Source organism: Sinorhizobium sp. 8-89 (assembly GCF_030124325.1).
Lineage (GTDB): Bacteria > Pseudomonadota > Alphaproteobacteria > Rhizobiales > Rhizobiaceae > Sinorhizobium.
Window position 1 is genome coordinate 133,147 of sequence record NZ_JASKLR010000003.1, and the last position, 15,857, is coordinate 149,003.

The following is a 15,857-nucleotide window of genomic DNA, read 5'->3' on the forward strand; positions in this document are numbered from 1 at the left end:
ACCCAGGGAGTTGCCATTGCGAATGGCCGAGGGCGATGTGGCGCCTTGGCAGGGAGGGGTTACATGGGGGAACGGTCGGTCGATGGCCTGTTTCGGCGCGCGGCAGAGCATGCCGTGCGCTTCCGCGACGGAATATCCGAGATTCCGCAAAAGCCGCAGGTTTCCTATCTCGCATCGCTCAAGGAATTTCGCGAGCCGCTGCCGATCGATGGGTGCGCCGGTCCTGGTGTGATCGACGAGCTTGTGGCGAAGGCGGAGCCGGGACTTCACACGATGACGGGCCCGCGCTTTTTCGGCTGGGTCATCGGCGGGTCGCATCCGGTGGGCGTCGCCGCTGACTGGCTCACGAGCGCCTGGGGCCAGAACACGGGCAACCATCATGCAACGCCGGCAGCGGCCGCCGCAGAGGCGGTTGCCGGCGGCTGGCTGCTCGATCTTCTCGATCTGCCGAGAGAAAGTTCCATCGGTTTCGTTACCGGCGCGACGGTTGCCAATTTCGTCTGCCTCGCTGCAGCACGCAGCGACGTCCTGGGAAGGGTCGGCTGGGACGTCGAAGAGCAGGGCCTGTTTGGTGCCCCGCCGATTGCCGTCCTGATTGGCGATGACGCGCACGCGACGGTCTTCTCTGCGCTGCAGTTTCTCGGCCTCGGGCATGACCGGGTCGTTCGCGTGAAGACCGATGATGCCGGCCGCATTCTCGCGTCCGACTTCGCCGATGCGGCTGGCAGGGTCTCCGGTCCCTGCATTGCCATCCTTCAGGCGGGGCAGATCAATACCGGCGCGTTCGACGATTTCGAAGGCATCATCCCCATCGCCAAAGATATCGGCGCCTGGGTTCATGTCGACGGCGCGTTCGGCCTTTGGGCGCGCGCCTGCCCGCAGAGGAGCGGACTTGCCAAGGGCGTCGACGGCGCCGATTCCTGGGCGACCGACGGACACAAATGGCTGCAAACACCCTATGACTGCGGCTATGCCATCGTTCGCAACGAAGAGGCGCATCGCCGTGCGATGACGACTGCGGCAAGCTACCTGCCGCCGAGCTTTGAGGGCGAGCGCGATCCGAGCCATTTCGTTCCGGAACTGTCGCGTCGTGCCCGTGGCTTTGCCACCTGGGCGATGATCAAGCATCTTGGGCGCGACGGGATCGCCGCCATGGTCGAGCGTCACTGCCGGGTCGCTCATGCAATGGCCGAAAGGCTGAAATCGGAAGAGGGAATAGAGGTCCTGAACGACGTCGTGCTCAATCAGTTCCTCGTGCGGTTCGGTGCGAAACACCCGGGCGATGAGGCCGACCGGCTCACGCAACGGACGATCGAGCGGATACAGGCCGATGGCGTCTGCTTCTGCGGCAGCGCAACCTGGCGCGGTCGCAAGGTCATGCGCGTATCGGTGATTTCGTGGCTGACCGACGATCTCGCCGGCGATGTTGCGGCAGACGCGATCATCGCGGCCTGGCGGGCGGTCCGGGCGCGTGAGGCGTCAGTCTAGGCTTAGGGACGACATCCAGAGCGTTTACGGGGCATAGCTGGGCAGATGGAAAGTCTTATGAGTTCGCTGACACTGAAGCGTGTCTATGAGGCGCCGGAGGCAAGCGACGGCGCGCGCATCCTCATCGACAGGCTGTGGCCACGCGGGATCGCCAAGGACAAGGCGCGGATTGATCTCTGGTTGAGGGACATCGCGCCGAGCGATGCCCTGCGCAAACGCTTCCATGGAAAGCCCGATGCATGGGACGAGTTCTGCACCGCCTACGCGGAAGAATTGAACGGGGCGGCGGCTCAGGCGGCGGTCAAGGAACTCCTCGAGCGGCTGGCGGAGGGCCCGGTGACGTTGCTTTACGCGGCGCGGGACATGGAGAGGAACAATGCCGTGGCGCTGAAAGCCTGGCTGGAGCGCGGTGAGGGAGGAGACCGGTCGCCGACGTAAGAGGCAACCGCCATGGGGTGACTCGTCCTGTCACACCCGCATCGCCTCAATCACGGCCCGCAGTCCGGCGGAAATGTTCCGGCGGCTCGGATAGTAGAGATAGAACCAGTCCTCCGGCGGACACCATTCATCGAGGCAGCGTATCAACTTGCCGTCGATGATCTCCCGTTGCGCGCGGTTTTCCCAAACATAGGCGAGCGCCACGCCGGAGAGCGCCACTTGGACCATGAGTTCCTGATCGTCGAGCGCGATCGGCCCGGTCGGGTGGAAGGCGACAGCTTCGCCGCCGCGTTCGAATTCCCAGGGGTAGCGGACACCGCTCGGATACGTGTTCTGAACGCAGACATGGTCCTTCAGTTCATGCGGCGTCTGCGGGATGCTCCGTTCGCGGAAGTAGTCCGGTGCGCCCACGACCGCGAAGCGCAGCCGAGGCCTGATCTTCACCGCCACCATGCCTTCCCGAAGGCTCTCACCGAGGCGGATGCCGGCGTCGAAACCTTCCTCGACGATATCCACCAGCCGGTCGGTCGCGGAGATCTCGAGTTGCAGATTGGGGTTGTCCCGGATGAGCGGCCCCATCACCCGCCCCAGGATGAAAGGGGCAACCGAATTCGGGACATTGATCCGCACCTTGCCGAACGGCGTGTCGCGAAACCTGTTGAGCGCGTCGAGCGCCGATCCGATTTCACCGAAGGCGGGCGTGAGATGCGCTTGAAGCATGGTGCCGGCATCCGTCAGCGAGACGCTGCGGGTCGTGCGATTGAGCAGCCGAAGCCCGATCCGCTCCTCCAGATTGCTGACGGCATGGCTGATCGCCGAGGCCGTGACCCCACGTTCCTCGGCCGCCTTCCGGAAGCTCCGGTGCCGGGCGACAGCGTCGAAAGCCGCAAGTTCTGACAGGTCGGTCGCGCGCATAGATGAATCTCGCTCAGCATTATTGAGAGAATTTCCATTCTAATCACGCAAATCGAATTGCGCCATTCTCCCCTTGTCGCCACGGGCAAGTAGGCCCCGGCCTCGAGGATCTGATCCTCACCCGATCAAGGAAGGAGTTCGCAATGGCACAGACATGGTTCATCACAGGCTGCTCGACCGGCTTCGGCCGCGCGCTCGCACAGCACGTCATCGCGCTCGGCCACAATGTTGTCGTCACGGCTCGTGATGCGGCGCAGGTTGCCGATCTATCGGCCATCGCGCCGGACCGCACGCTCGCTCTCGCGCTCGACGTGACGAAGACGGACGACATTGCCGAGGCGACACGCGCCGCCGAGCAGCGCTTCGGCCACATCGACGTTCTCGTCAATAATGCCGGTGTCGGTTACTTCGGCGCTTTCGAGGAGAGCGACATGGACGCGGTCCGCGCCATGTTCGAGGTCAATGTCTGGGGCCTCGCCAACATGACGCGCTCGGTTCTGCCCGGCATGCGCCGGCGCCGCTCTGGCACCATCGTCAACATTTCTTCGATCGGCGGCCTGCGGTCGGTACCGGCGCTGAGCTTCTACGCGGCCTCGAAATTCGCTGTCGAGGCATTATCGGAAGGGCTGTCGAAGGAGGTCGAGCCGCTCGGCATCAAGATACTCATTGTCGAGCCCGGTCCCTTCCGCACCGATTGGGCGGGACGTTCCGCCGGGGAGGCGACCGTCTCGATCAACGACTACGAGGACACGGCGGGTGCCGTCTGGCGCAGGATCAGGGATTACAGCGGCAAGCAGCCCGGCGATCCGGAAAGGGCAGCACGCGCGATTGTCATGGCGGTCAATGCTGCCGAACCGCCGCTGCGGCTGCTGCTCGGCCGCGAGGCTCTCGCCGGCGCTCGGGCGAAGCTCGATGCCTTGCGCAAGGATTTCGATGCCTGGGCCGAAGTAACCGAAGGGGCCGATTTCCCGGACGCCAATACGAACTGATTGCAACTCGAAGAAAACATCCAACGCGAATTAAGGAAGGATTTTCAATGCGTATCTGGTTCATCACAGGTGCCTCCCGCGGCTTTGGCGCGCTGATCACGAGGGAGGCGCTCAGTGCCGGAGATGCGGTGGTCGCCACGGCACGCCGCGTCGAATCCCTCGATGCCCTCGGCCAGCACGAAAATCTGCTTAGGTTGGCCCTCGACGTCACCAATGAGGAGCAGGCTCGGGCGGCGGCCGCGGCAGCGGTGGAGCGCTTCGGCCGGATCGACGTTCTACTCAACAATGCCGGTTACGGCTTGCTCGGGGCCGTCGAGGAAGCAACGGCGGAAGAAATCGAGAAGATCTATCGCACCAACGTCTTCGGCCTCCTTGCGGTGACCCGGGCCGTCCTGCCGCAAATGCGCAGCCAGCGCTCGGGGCATATCATCAATGTCTCTTCGATCGGCGGCTATTCGGCCTTTACCGGCTGGGGCGTCTACGGTTCGACCAAATTCGCGATCGAGGGGCTGACCGAGGCACTTGCGCAGGAATTGGCGCCGATCGGCGTCAAGGCGACGGTGGTCGAACCGGGTTTCTTCCGTACCGACTTCCTGGACGAACAGTCGCTGGCGGTGAGCCCGCTGTCGATCTCGGACTATAGGGAGACCGTTGGCGCCATGCGCGAATTCGCCAAGTCAGCAAACCATGCCCAGCCGGGCGACCCGGCACGGCTTGCAAAAGCCATGGTCCAACTCGCCCATGCCGACAACCCGCCGCTGCGCATGCCTTTCGGCAGCGACACGGTCGCTGCGATCGAAGCCAAGAACGCCCATGTCGCCGGCGAACTCGCCGCCTGGCGGGAACTTGCGGTCTCGACGGACTTCCCGAAGGAGAGTGCGTCCGCCCACTAACAAGGGCTCAATTGCAGAAGGCCGGTGGCTGCGCAAAGGCGGCAGCCGGCCTTCTCTTGCGACCCGAGCAAGGCACCGGCCCGTCGCTACGGGCTCCGTTCGCATCTGCCATTCGTCGTTGACTTCGCAGGTGATGAGAGGAAAATGTCTCTCCTGATACGTCACTACGCAACATCAAGGGTGCCTACGATGACGATCGCAAGAAAACTTCAGGACTATATTGAAGGCGAGGGTGTTGCCTACGACACCGTCGCTCATCACCGCACGGCAACCACCAGCCAGTCAGCGCAGGCGGCCCATGTTCCGGGCAGCAGGTTGGCCAAATCCGTCGTCGTGCATCACGAAATGGGATATGTTCTCGCCGTTGTTCCGAGTACGCATCGGATCGAACTTTCCACATTGCAGGAAGTGATGAACAGGCGCCTTGGCCTCGCCTCGGAGGAGGAGGTCAGCACGCTTTTCGCCGATTGCGACACGGGTGCGGTGCCGCCCATCGGATCGGCCTATAATGTGCCGGTGATCCTCGACGAAAGCCTCGGCAACGTCAGCGACGTCTATTTCGAAGGCGGTGACCACAGGACATTGGTGCATGTCAGCGGCCCCAACTTCCGCAACCTGATGAAGGATGCGAAGGTCGCCCGCTTCAGCCATCCGTCGTAAAGGGCACGGCCCCCGGTGGAGCCCTCGCAACCGGACGCCGAGGTGGCGCTTTCGGAAGATTGGCTGTGCGCCAACGCCCGGCATCAAAGTTGCATCATCCGTCGATCATGATGTCCGGAAATCAAATGGCCATTTTTGAGCGCCGCCTTTCGAGGGCAGCGCCGTGTTCCTTCACAGCAGCAGTTCCCAGTTCTGCCCGACCAGATCGTGTCCGAAGCTGTGGTGCTTCTTCTCCTGCACGAGATGAAAGCCTGTCGTTTGATAGATGTGCCGCGCCGCTGTGAGGACGTCGTTGGTCCAAAGAGTGACCTTGGAATATCCAGCTTGCCGCGCGAAGCGGATGCATTCCTCGACGAGCCGGCGACCGATCCCGAGACCTCGAGCGCTCGGCTCCGTGTAGAGGAGACGGAGCTTGCCGACGCTCGCTGACTCTTCAATCAGGAAGATAGAACCAACGATCTCGCCTTCGCGCTCGGCGACCCAGCAGCGCTCGCGCTTCGGTTTGAAGTCTTGAATGAAACCGGCCGTGATCTGGGCGACGAGAGCCTCAAAAGTCTCGTCCCATCCGTATTCTCGTGCATAGAGGACGCCGTGACGATGGACGATCCAGCCCATGTCTCCCGGCTGATGTGTGCGGAGGATGTAAGGGACGCGAGCAGGCTCGGAGGGTGCACCCCCGAGCAGACGTTCGGCCTCGGCAAGTGCCGTGGCGAGCTTGCGCCGTTCAGGCAGGGAAAGGCGATCGAGCATCGCACCCACTTCTTCGCGCGAACGAGCGTCAATGACGGCGAAGCTGTCGCGGCCCGCCGGGGTCAGCGAGATCAATACCTGCCGTCCGTCCTCGGACGACGGGCTTTTCGAGACGAGGCCACGCTCTTCCAGGCTCCGTAGGAGACGACTGAGATAGCCGGAATCGAGTTCGAGCTCTGCCCCGAGTTCCTTGGCCGTGGATGTTCCCCGCTGCGCGAGCTCGTAGACGAGGCGGCCTTCGGCGAGGGAAAGCGGACCTCCAAGCAAGCCTTCATGTAGCAGACCGATGCGACGGGTGTAAAAGCGGCTGAAGCGACGCACTGCGGCGATATAGTCCTCTTGATCAGCCTGCGGCATCGGTGAGTCCATCTTGTTGACCTTGTCAGATATATTGCTGACTTTGTCACATAAAATGCCTGACCATGTCAACGTCGGCCTTGTCAGCCAACCGCCGGATAGCGGCAGCGTTTGCCCGCGTGTTGCAATAGCCCGATCTAACATGACTACAGTCCCGGGCAGTGTTGGCTAGCCGTGCGGATCAATGTGGTCAAATCTGCCCGAACAGATCGAGAGAAGCCCGGATCGCAAGGACCCGGGCTCAGTCAGGTTCAAACTCTATGTGTTGCAATATTGAGCATAGACACGGCAATACGGTCCGCCGCAAAGCCTACTACAAGCGATGGCAATGCTAGAAGATGTGTCGTTGCGAGGTTGATCCTATACGAAAGTATTAGGCATACCAGTAACATTTCAGGGGTTTCGGTTAATGCTATTTTACTTGCGAGACGCGAAAGGTTGCGCCTGCGGGAAACGCCTGGCTGGTGGTTTGGCTGCGCTACGACAGTTAAATACCGATTTGGCCTACCGGCACAGGCAAGCGTCCTGCTGCGTCTCGAAACCGATGCCGTCAAGCGTGAACGGCCGATCACGCGAAAGATCGGCAAGCAGCTAATTCTATTGGATATTAGTGGCGCACCCGACAGGATTCGAACCTGTGACCTTTGGAATCGGAATCCAACACTCTATCCAGCTGAGCTACGGGTGCATCCGTTGGCGGCAGGGCCGCCGAAGCAGGCTGTGAGCGGTTCTTAGCCTAGCTTGCGCGTCGCTTCAATGGTCAATTGCAGGAGATTGTGGGGGAAATTCGTTTTCCTGGTCCGCACTGAAGTCGCTTCGCATCGCCTATGGGCGGATATGCACCCAAAGAAGGACGCCGCATCTTGAGGGATGCGGCGCCGGATTGATCGGGCGGATGCGGTCACAGGCCGGGGTGCCGTCACGCCATCTGCATGGCGCCAGGGCCCGGAATCGCCTTCGGCGGCACCTTGCCCATGATGATCATGCCGAGCACCTCGTCCTTGGTCACGTCCTCGGTGCGGGCGTGGCCGACGACCTGACCGTTCTTCATCACCGATACGCGATCGGCGAGGTCGAAGACGTCGTGAATGTCATGGCTGATCAGAAAGATGCCGATGCCTTCGCGCTTCAGCTGCTTGATGAGTTCGCCGACCTGTGCGGTTTCCTGCGGTCCGAGGGCCGCCGTCGGCTCGTCCATGATCAGGATGCGGGCGTTAAAGAGGATGGCGCGGGCGATCGCCACCGATTGCCGCTGCCCGCCGGAAAGCGCCTTCACCGGTTCCTTGAAACGCTGGAAGTTCGGGTTCAGGCGGCCCATCACCTCGCGCGCCTTCGCCTCCATCGCCACATCGTCGAGCGTTCCCCAGGGGGTGCGGAGCTCCCGGCCGAGGTAGAGATTGGCGGCAGCGTCGACATTGTCGGCGACGGCGAGCGTCTGGTAGATCGTCTCGATGCCGTATTTCTTGGCGTCGCGCGGATTGTGGATGTCGGCCGGTTCGCCATTGATCAGGATCTCGCCAGCATCGCGCCTGTAGGCGCCGGAAAGAATCTTGATCAGCGTCGACTTGCCGGCGCCGTTATGGCCGAGCAGGGCGACCACTTCACCCGGATAGAGATCGACGGAAGCGTTGTCCACCGCGTGGATGCCGCCGAAGGAGATGGAAATGTTCCTCATTTCCACAAGCGGAGTGCGTTGATCTGTCATGTTCGTACTCCTGATTATTTTGCGCGGGCGCGATAGACGGTGTCGAGCCAGACGGCGGTCACCAGCACGACGCCGACGACGATCCGCTGTAGCGGGCTGTCGATGCCGACGAGCACCATGCCGGATTGCAGCGACTGCATGACGAGTGCGCCGAGCATGGCGCCCGCGATCGTGCCCATACCGCCTGCAAGCGAGGTGCCGCCGATGACGGCCGCAGCGATCGTGTAAAGTTCGTCGAGCTCGCCCTGGGCATTGGTGGCGGCATTGAGGCGCGCCGTCGAGATCGCGGCGGCGACGGCACAGAGCATGCCCATCAGCGCGAAGATGCGGACGGTCACCCAGCGCGTCTTGATACCGGCAAGCTCGGCGGCCTCCGGATTGCCGCCGATCGCGAAGACATAGCGGCCGAAGCGCAGGCGCGTGGCGATGAAGGTCATGACAATGCCGATCAGGATTGCGATCAGCACCGGAATGGCGATGCCATGGGCGATGAAGAGGCCGCCTTCCCGCCAGGCAAGGCCATTCGCTTCGGCATATTTGCGGGCGATGTTGGTCGGCCACGGATAGTTGTTGGCGATCGCCACGGCGCCGAGGACGAGTGCGCAGCCGATTCCTGACAGGAAATACTCGGCCCATACCGGGCGGCGCGGAAAGCCGAAGCGTTTGCGCTGCTTGCGCGAGTGAATGATGCTGGCGACGATTGCGACGCAGGCGAGAAATCCGACGATCCAGCTGGCTGTCGCGCCGATCGACCCTTCGGTGCCGCCGCCCATCAGGCGAAAGGTGGCGTCCATCGGCGCGACGGTTCTGCCGCTCGTCACGAACCAGGTGGCGCCGCGCCAGACGAGCAGCCCGCCGAGCGTGACGATGAAGGACGGGACGTTGAGGAAGGCGATAATCATGCCGTGGAGCGCACCGATTGCCGCGCCGAGCGACAGGCCCGCAAGGAGAGTGATGATCCAGGTAGCCGGATGGTTGAAGCCGAGGAGCTGTGGGAGGAGCTCCGCCTGCAACACGCCCATGATCATGCCGACGAAACCGAGGATCGAGCCGACCGACAGGTCGATGTTACGCGTGACGATGACCAGCACCATGCCCGTCGCCATGACGGAGACCGAGGCGGTCTGCACCGACAGGTTCCAGAGGTTTCGCGGCGTGAGAAACAAGCCGCCGGATAGGAAATTGAAACCGATCCAGATGATCAGCATCGCGCCGACCATGCCCAAGAGCCGGGTGTCGATTTCGGTGGCGCGGAAGAAGCGCTTCACCGGATTTTCCGCCGCGCTGCGCGCGCGATTAAAATGTGCGGTATTCGTCGTGTCGGCCATGGCCGCCGTCCCCCACTGTTTCCATTTGCCCATGCGGTCGTTCTACAGCGCCGCGCGTCTTCTCAGACGCGCAAAGAACGCTGCAGCACTTTGAATTGCTGCGCCGCGTTGCCGCGATCTTATCACCCGCATGCGAAGACCGTCCCGACCTCAAGCAAACGCCGCAACGGGTTCACGTTGCGGCGTCTTGAGGTCAATTCAAATGCCGAGCAGTCAGTTGCACGCGGCGGTGGTGCCGGCAGCAACGCCCTGGCAAGCCGCGTCCTTGGAAATCCAGCCGGCGTCGATGACGACGTTCAGATTATCCTTGGTGATGGCAAGCGGTGCCAGGAAGACCGACTTCATGGCAACACCCTTCGGTCCGCCGTTGAAGGTTTGAACGCCCTCGATCTCGTCCATTGTCTTGCCGGCGGCGAGCGCGGAAGCGATTTCAGCGGCCCTCTTGCCGAGTTCACGCGCGTCCTTCCAAACGGAAACCGTCTGGGTGCCGAGCGCGACGCGGTTGAGCGCCGCAAAGTCGCCGTCCTGACCGGAGACCGGTACGGAGCCTGCGAGACCCTGTGCCGAAAGCGCGGCGATCGCGCCGCCGGCCGTGCCGTCGTTGGAAGCGACGACCGCGTCGACCTTGTTGTCATTCGCGGTCAGGAACTGCTCCATATTCTTCTGGGCATTTTCCGGCTTCCAGCCATCGGTGTAGGCCTCACCGACGTTCTTGACCTTGCCGCCGTCAACCGCTTCCTTCAGCACTTCCATCTGCCCGGCAAAGAGGAAGTCGGCGTTCGGGTCGGACGAGGAGCCCTTGATGAAGACGAAGTTGCCCTCCGGCTTCACCTTGAAGACTTCGCGGGCCTGCATGCGGCCCACTTCCTTGTTGTCGAAGGTGATGTAGAAGGCGTCCGGGTTCTCGATCAGGCGGTCGTAGCCGACGACCGGGATGCCCTCTGCGGTGGCCTTTTCGATCGCCGGGGCGATCGCGTCGGAATCCTGGGCGAGCACGATCAAGGCGTTTGCGCCCTGCGCGATCAGCGACTCGATGTCGGTCAGCTGCTTGGCGGCGGAAGACTGAGCATCGGCGGAGATATATTTGTCGCCGGAAGCCTCAAGCGCGGCCTTGATGGCGGCTTCGTCGGTCTTCCAACGCTCTTCCTGGAAGTTCGACCAGGAAACGCCGACGACAAGGTCCTTGGCGATCGCGGCCGAATGCATTGACGCGATGATGGCAACCCCCGCCATCAGCTTCAAAACGGATTTCATTTCATCCTCCCAATTGGTTGCGCCGTGCGCACGAACCTCCCGCACGCCTCCTCGGCCAACCCTGAAGTGCTGTCGTAAACGGGCCGCAGCCAGTGCGGACTTTTTTCTCGACAGTCGAGAAAATAGATGTCAGAGTTTTAGCAGGCTGTCAACAAGGCTCCCGGCAGCGCCGCGCGTCTTTTCCGAGACGCACGGAAATCGCTGTAGCACTTTGAAATGCCGCCTGTTTTCATCCTTGAATCGGCTTCGATCCAGGGAAACAAGCAGGGCGCCTTGTCTTGCCGCTCAACAGATGCTTTGGAGGAGGCATGTGGTTGAAGGATCCGCCGTCGACAGGGATGTGTAATGCTGACCAAGTCCAGTACTGAACTTGTACGTCAGCAGAACAGCACGCTTGTCCTTGCGGCGCTCCGCCGGAAAGGCTCCTTGTCCCACACCGAAATCGCGTCGGAGACCGGTCTCGCCTCCGCCACCGTCTCCGCCATCACCGCTGAGCTGGAACGCGCCGGAATCATCGCCAGGAGCGAACAGCATGTCCAGGGTGGCCGTGGCCGGCCGCGCGTGCTGCTCACGCCGAGACGCGACTACGGCTATGTGATCGTCGTGCGCATCTCGTCCGATATCGTGCAGTATTCGCTTGCCGACTATGGCGGCACGCTGCTCGACCGGTTCGAAGAAGCCAGAAACCACGACCTGAAGGGTACGGCGGCCTTTGGACGGATATTTGCCACCGCGCTTGAACGGCTGCTCCAGCGCTCGCGCATCACGAAGAAAGAGGTGCTCGCCATCTCGATCAGCAGCAAGGGTCTCGTCGCCGGCGACGGGGCGCGGCTGATCTGGTCGCCGGTCTTCGGCAGCGAGGAACTCGATTTCCAAAGCCTGCTCCGGCCGGAGTGGCGGGCCAAGATCTTGCTGAGCAACGAGACGCTGCTGGTGGCCCAGGCGCTTGCGGTCCGGGCCGAGGAGGGGAGGGACGACTTCAAGGCGCTTGCGGCTATATCGCTCGGCCACAGCATTGGTCTCGGTCTGGCGCGGAACGGGCATTTCGGCGAACTCGACGTTTCGGCGCCGAATTTCGGGCACATGCTGCACACGAGTTCCGCCGGGCTCTGCCGGTGCGGCAGCCGTGGCTGTATCGAGGCAGCCGCCGGCTTCTATGGAATCCTGCGCACGGCCTTCGAGGTGCCTTCCGATACGATCCCGGCGAAATTCGTGCCGCTTTCGGAAATGGACAAGATTGCGGCCAGTGCGCGCCAGGGCCATCGGATGGCTGGATATGCCTTCCGCCAGGCCGGGATCGCTCTCGGCAACGGCATTTCCCGCCTGCTGAGCCTTTATGAGTCAATGCCGATCTTCGTCACCGGATCAGGGACGCGCTACTTCGACCTACTGCAGAAGGGGGTGGAGGAGGGGCTCGCCCAGTCCTTGCAGGTGCGCCTGATAGGTCCGCCGGAGATCACGGTCGTGGCCGACGAGCAGCGGCTGGTTTTCGATGGTCATCTCAATCGGGCACTGAGCACGATCGATAGCGGCCTTGCCGCCGGGCACGGCTAGAGGCGAGTCCTGGTACTTTTGCAATTTACAGTTATTTAGCGACTCCTTGCCAAGCTGTCCCAGAAAGCGGGGGCAGCCATGTTTTCAGTGATTGCATGCATACGCAATGACCATGACTGGCGTCTGATCGCCGTGGCGGCGATCGTTTGTCTTGCCGGCAGCATCGCCACGATGCTGCTGTTGCTGCGTGCGCAGCGTAGCGAAGGCACCCAGCGGCGCCTTTGGACCGCGGCATGCGCCTTTGCGTCCGGCGTCGGCATCTGGTCGACGCACTTCATAGCGATGCTCGCCTATGACGGTGGCATACCGATCGCCTATGAGATCCAGGGCACGACACTTTCCGTGCTGGTGGCGATCGCGGCGTCCTGGATCGCATTTGCCGTCGCACTGATCGGGACCTTCCGTTCTGCTTTCGCCGTCGGCGGTTTGCTGCTTGGCTTTGGCATCGCAGCGATGCATTTCACCGGCATGCGTGCGGTCGAGACGCAGGGCCAGGTCGCCTTCGATTTCGAATCGACGGTTACCGCCGTCATGTTAGGCACGCTCATCGCCGGCGGTGCGCTTCATGCGTTTTGGACAATGTCCGGTGTCGGGAGGCTGGTCGTGTCGACACTCCTGCTGGTGATTGCGATATGCGCGATGCATTTCAAGTCGATGAGCGGTGTCAGCCTGGTGCCGGATCCGAGCGCCGCGGCCGCGGATGTATTCGATCCCACCTGGCTCGCCGGGGGCGTGATCGTCGCGTCAACGACACTCATCCTCATGGCTTTCGGCGCGCTCTTTCTCGACAGGCACCTCACGGATCTTCGCGGGCTTGTCAACGCGTCGCTCGACGGCATGATGATCGTTCGCGACGACGAAATCATCGATGTGAACGAGCGTTTTGCCGGTCTTTGCGGCCGGAGTGCAAGCGAATTGGCAAGAACAAGCCCAGCGGGGCTGTTCGTGCAGGATCGCGAGCGGCCAGTGGATCGCCAGGCGTTGGGCGGATCATGCGAACTCGAACTGGTTCACGCGGACGGAAGGCGAATCCCCGTCGAATATATCTGCCGCACGATCGAATACCGGGGCCGGGAGTGCGACGTGATTTTCGTGCGCGATCTCAGTCAGCGCAAGGAGGCCGAGCGCACCATCGAGCATCTTGCACATCACGATGCGCTGACAGACCTTTCGAACCGCAGTTCGTTCGACCGCCGCATGGCGCAGGCGATCGCCCTGGCGAGTGCGAGGAACGAACAGTTGGCCGTCCTCTGTCTCGACCTCGACCGTTTCAAGGCCGTCAACGATATTTTCGGTCACGGAGAAGGCGATCGTATCCTGCGCAAGGCGGCGGATATCCTGCGTGCGGCATGTGGAGAAGGCGACACGATCGCGCGGCTTGGAGGCGATGAATTCGCGATCATACAGCCTTCCGTCGCGCAGCCGGAGGCCTCGCGGCAATTGTCGGACCGTATTCTCGGCCTTTTCGCCGAGGAAATGGATACGAACCGCGATCCGATGGCCGTCGGCGTCAGCATCGGCGTGGCGATTTATCCGGCCGATGGGGTCACGGCGGACCGGCTTTGCAACAATGCCGATACGGCGCTTTACCGGGCGAAGCAGACCGGCAAGGGTATCGCCTGCTTCTTCGACGCCGAGATGGATGCAGCCGTGCGCACACGCCGGCAGATTGAAAACGATCTGCGGCACGCGGTCGTCAGACGGCAGCTTTTCCTCGAGTACCAACCGCTTGTAGATGTTCGTGACGACAGGGTTGTCGGCTACGAAGCGTTGTTGCGCTGGAGGCATCCCGATCGCGGTCTCGTCAGTCCCAGCGTTTTCATTCCGATCGCCGAGGAAAGCGGCTCGATCATCCAGATCGGTGAGTGGGCGCTCGAGCAGGCCTGTTTTGAAGCAGTCCGGTGGAACGAACCGCTGCCGATTTCAGTCAACATATCGCCGGTCCAGTTTCTGCTTCCCAACCTCTTTGATCAGATCGAAGGGATTCTGCGGCGAACCGGTCTTGAACCGCGCCGGCTGGAACTGGAGATCACCGAAGCAGCCTTGATGCACAACAGAGATGACGTGCTGACGACCCTCGTCCGGCTGCGATTGCTCGGTGTGCGCATCGTGATGGACGATTTCGGGACAGGGCATTCCTCGCTCAGCAATCTCCAGACCTTCCCCTTTGACAAGCTTAAGATCGATTGCAGCTTCACCGCCGCCCTCGACAAGGATCCGGCGGCGCATGCCATCATCCGCGCGATCATCGCTCTCGGCCAGAGCCTTAACCTGCCGGTGGTGACCGAAGGAGTCGAAACCGAGCGACAGAGGCAGATCATCGTAGAAGAGGGATGTCAGCAGATCCAGGGCTTCCTCTCCGGTCGTCCGGGGCGCGCGCCGAGTTCCAGCCAACAGCCTGCGCGCGACTGGTTGAAATCGGCCGAAGCGTGATTTTCGTTGCGTGAAAAACAAAGCCGGGCGTTGAGCCCGGCTTGTCCGTATTATCGAGGTGGCGGCCTCAGGCGATGCTGATCTGGCGCTTTTCGGCAACCGACTTCACGGCCGCGTCCGCCAGCGCCAGCGCGGCGAGGCCGTCCTTGCCGGAGGGGGTGATTTCCGCACCCTTTTCGACCGCGGCGATGAAGCTCTCGATCTCGTTTGCGTAGGCTTCGGTATAGCGCGTCATGAAGAAGTCATGCAGCGGCGGGCGCGTGTAGCCTTCACCGGTAGCGATTTCGATTGAAACCGGGCGCTGGTTTTCCGCCGAGACCACACCCTTCGATCCGTGAACCTCGATCCGCTGATCGTAGCCATAGGTGGCGCGGCGCGAATTCGAGATGATCGCCTGCCTGCCTGAGGCCGTCTGCAGGATGACCGAAACGCTGTCGTAGTCGCCAGCCGCGCCGATCGCCTTGTCCACGAGCACGGCTGCGGTGGCGGTGACCGTGACGGGCTCCTCCCCGAGCAGGAAGCGCGCCATGTCGAAATCGTGGATCGTCATGTCGCGGAAGATGCCGCCGGAGCGCTTGATGTAGTCGACCGGCGGCGCACCCGGATCGCGCGAGGTGATCGTCACCATCTCGACATCGCCGATGCGGCCGTCGTCGATCGCCTTGCGCACCGCCATGAAATGCGGGTCGAAGCGGCGGTTGAAGCCGACCATCAGCTTTGCCTTGGTTTCCGCCACGACCTTGAGGCAGGCCCTCACGCGCTCGACATCGAGATCGATCGGCTTCTCGCAGAAGATCGCCTTGCCGGCGCGGGCGAAGCGCTCGATCAGGTCGGCATGCGTATCGGTCGGCGTGCAGATGACGACTGCATCGATATCGGCGGCGCTTTCGATCGCCTCGATCGTGCGCACCTCGCAACCATAAGCCTTGGCAATGGCGTCCGCCGCAGCCGGGAAAGCGTCGGCAACCGCCACGAGGACGGCGTCGGGATTGCCGCTGACGGCTTTCGCGTGAACCTTGCCGATACGCCCGGCGCCCAGAAGACCAAATCTCACAGTCATTTTCGTCTCTCTCGAAATCCGGTCGCAACCGGA

General features: G+C 62.2%; 13 protein-coding genes and 1 tRNA gene. 7 read left to right on the forward strand and 7 right to left on the reverse strand.

The window, feature by feature from the left end; translation table 11 throughout:
* Nucleotides 1-63 precede the first annotated feature (63 nt).
* Both QN219_RS07985 and QN219_RS07990 read left to right on the forward strand, forming a co-directional pair.
* On the forward strand, nt 64-1,488 hold the full coding sequence (locus tag QN219_RS07985; RefSeq protein WP_283999069.1) for an aspartate aminotransferase family protein: 1,425 nt from the start codon (nt 64-66) through the stop codon (nt 1,486-1,488).
* 57 nt (nt 1,489-1,545) lie between these two features.
* Complete coding sequence (locus QN219_RS07990) at nt 1,546-1,926, forward strand: DUF488 domain-containing protein (protein ID WP_283999070.1); 381 nt, start codon at nt 1,546-1,548, stop codon at nt 1,924-1,926.
* Nucleotides 1,927-1,956: 30 nt separating this feature from the next.
* Here the strand turns inward: QN219_RS07990 and QN219_RS07995 are convergent, their stop codons facing one another.
* Nucleotides 1,957-2,841 (reverse strand): LysR family transcriptional regulator, encoded by an 885-nt coding sequence (locus QN219_RS07995; protein ID WP_283999071.1) that lies wholly within the window; start codon nt 2,839-2,841, stop codon nt 1,957-1,959.
* Nucleotides 2,842-2,984: 143 nt separating this feature from the next.
* Here QN219_RS07995 and QN219_RS08000 point away from each other — a divergent pair, with 143 nt between their 5' ends.
* The 3 genes from QN219_RS08000 (at nt 2,985) to QN219_RS08010 (ending at nt 5,383) form a co-directional block, all read left to right on the forward strand.
* Nucleotides 2,985-3,830 (forward strand): oxidoreductase, encoded by an 846-nt coding sequence (locus QN219_RS08000; RefSeq protein WP_283999072.1) that lies wholly within the window; start codon nt 2,985-2,987, stop codon nt 3,828-3,830.
* A 47-nt stretch (nt 3,831-3,877) separates the two neighbouring features.
* Entirely contained in the window at nt 3,878-4,723 is an 846-nt protein-coding gene (locus tag QN219_RS08005) for an oxidoreductase (protein WP_283999073.1), read from the forward strand.
* A 189-nt stretch (nt 4,724-4,912) separates the two neighbouring features.
* On the forward strand, nt 4,913-5,383 hold the full coding sequence (locus QN219_RS08010) for an aminoacyl-tRNA deacylase (protein WP_173509478.1): 471 nt from the start codon (nt 4,913-4,915) through the stop codon (nt 5,381-5,383).
* 171 nt (nt 5,384-5,554) lie between these two features.
* Here QN219_RS08010 and QN219_RS08015 read toward each other — a convergent pair whose 3' ends face one another.
* The 5 genes from QN219_RS08015 to xylF form a co-directional block, all read right to left on the reverse strand.
* Nucleotides 5,555-6,490 (reverse strand): bifunctional helix-turn-helix transcriptional regulator/GNAT family N-acetyltransferase, encoded by a 936-nt coding sequence (locus tag QN219_RS08015; protein WP_283999074.1) that lies wholly within the window; start codon nt 6,488-6,490, stop codon nt 5,555-5,557.
* A gap of 611 nt (nt 6,491-7,101) precedes the next feature.
* Nucleotides 7,102-7,178 (reverse strand) — tRNA-Arg (locus QN219_RS08020).
* 231 nt (nt 7,179-7,409) lie between these two features.
* On the reverse strand, nt 7,410-8,195 hold the full coding sequence (locus QN219_RS08025) for an ATP-binding cassette domain-containing protein (RefSeq protein WP_283999075.1): 786 nt from the start codon (nt 8,193-8,195) through the stop codon (nt 7,410-7,412).
* Nucleotides 8,196-8,209: 14 nt separating this feature from the next.
* Entirely contained in the window at nt 8,210-9,523 is a 1,314-nt protein-coding gene (locus tag QN219_RS08030) for a sugar ABC transporter permease (protein ID WP_283999491.1), read from the reverse strand.
* Between the two features lie 213 nt (nt 9,524-9,736).
* Complete coding sequence (xylF, locus tag QN219_RS08035; RefSeq protein ID WP_283999076.1) at nt 9,737-10,777, reverse strand: D-xylose ABC transporter substrate-binding protein; 1,041 nt, start codon at nt 10,775-10,777, stop codon at nt 9,737-9,739.
* A gap of 345 nt (nt 10,778-11,122) precedes the next feature.
* Here xylF and QN219_RS08040 point away from each other — a divergent pair, with 345 nt between their 5' ends.
* Entirely contained in the window at nt 11,123-12,331 is a 1,209-nt protein-coding gene (locus QN219_RS08040) for an ROK family transcriptional regulator (protein ID WP_283999077.1), read from the forward strand.
* Nucleotides 12,332-12,409: 78 nt separating this feature from the next.
* A complete protein-coding gene (locus QN219_RS08045; RefSeq protein WP_283999078.1) occupies nt 12,410-14,764 on the forward strand; it encodes an EAL domain-containing protein in 2,355 nt (784 codons plus the stop codon).
* Between the two features lie 67 nt (nt 14,765-14,831).
* On the opposite strand, the gene iolG is transcribed toward QN219_RS08045, so the two are convergent.
* On the reverse strand, nt 14,832-15,824 hold the full coding sequence (gene iolG / locus QN219_RS08050) for an inositol 2-dehydrogenase (RefSeq protein WP_283999079.1): 993 nt from the start codon (nt 15,822-15,824) through the stop codon (nt 14,832-14,834).
* Nucleotides 15,825-15,857: the final 33 nt, after the last annotated feature.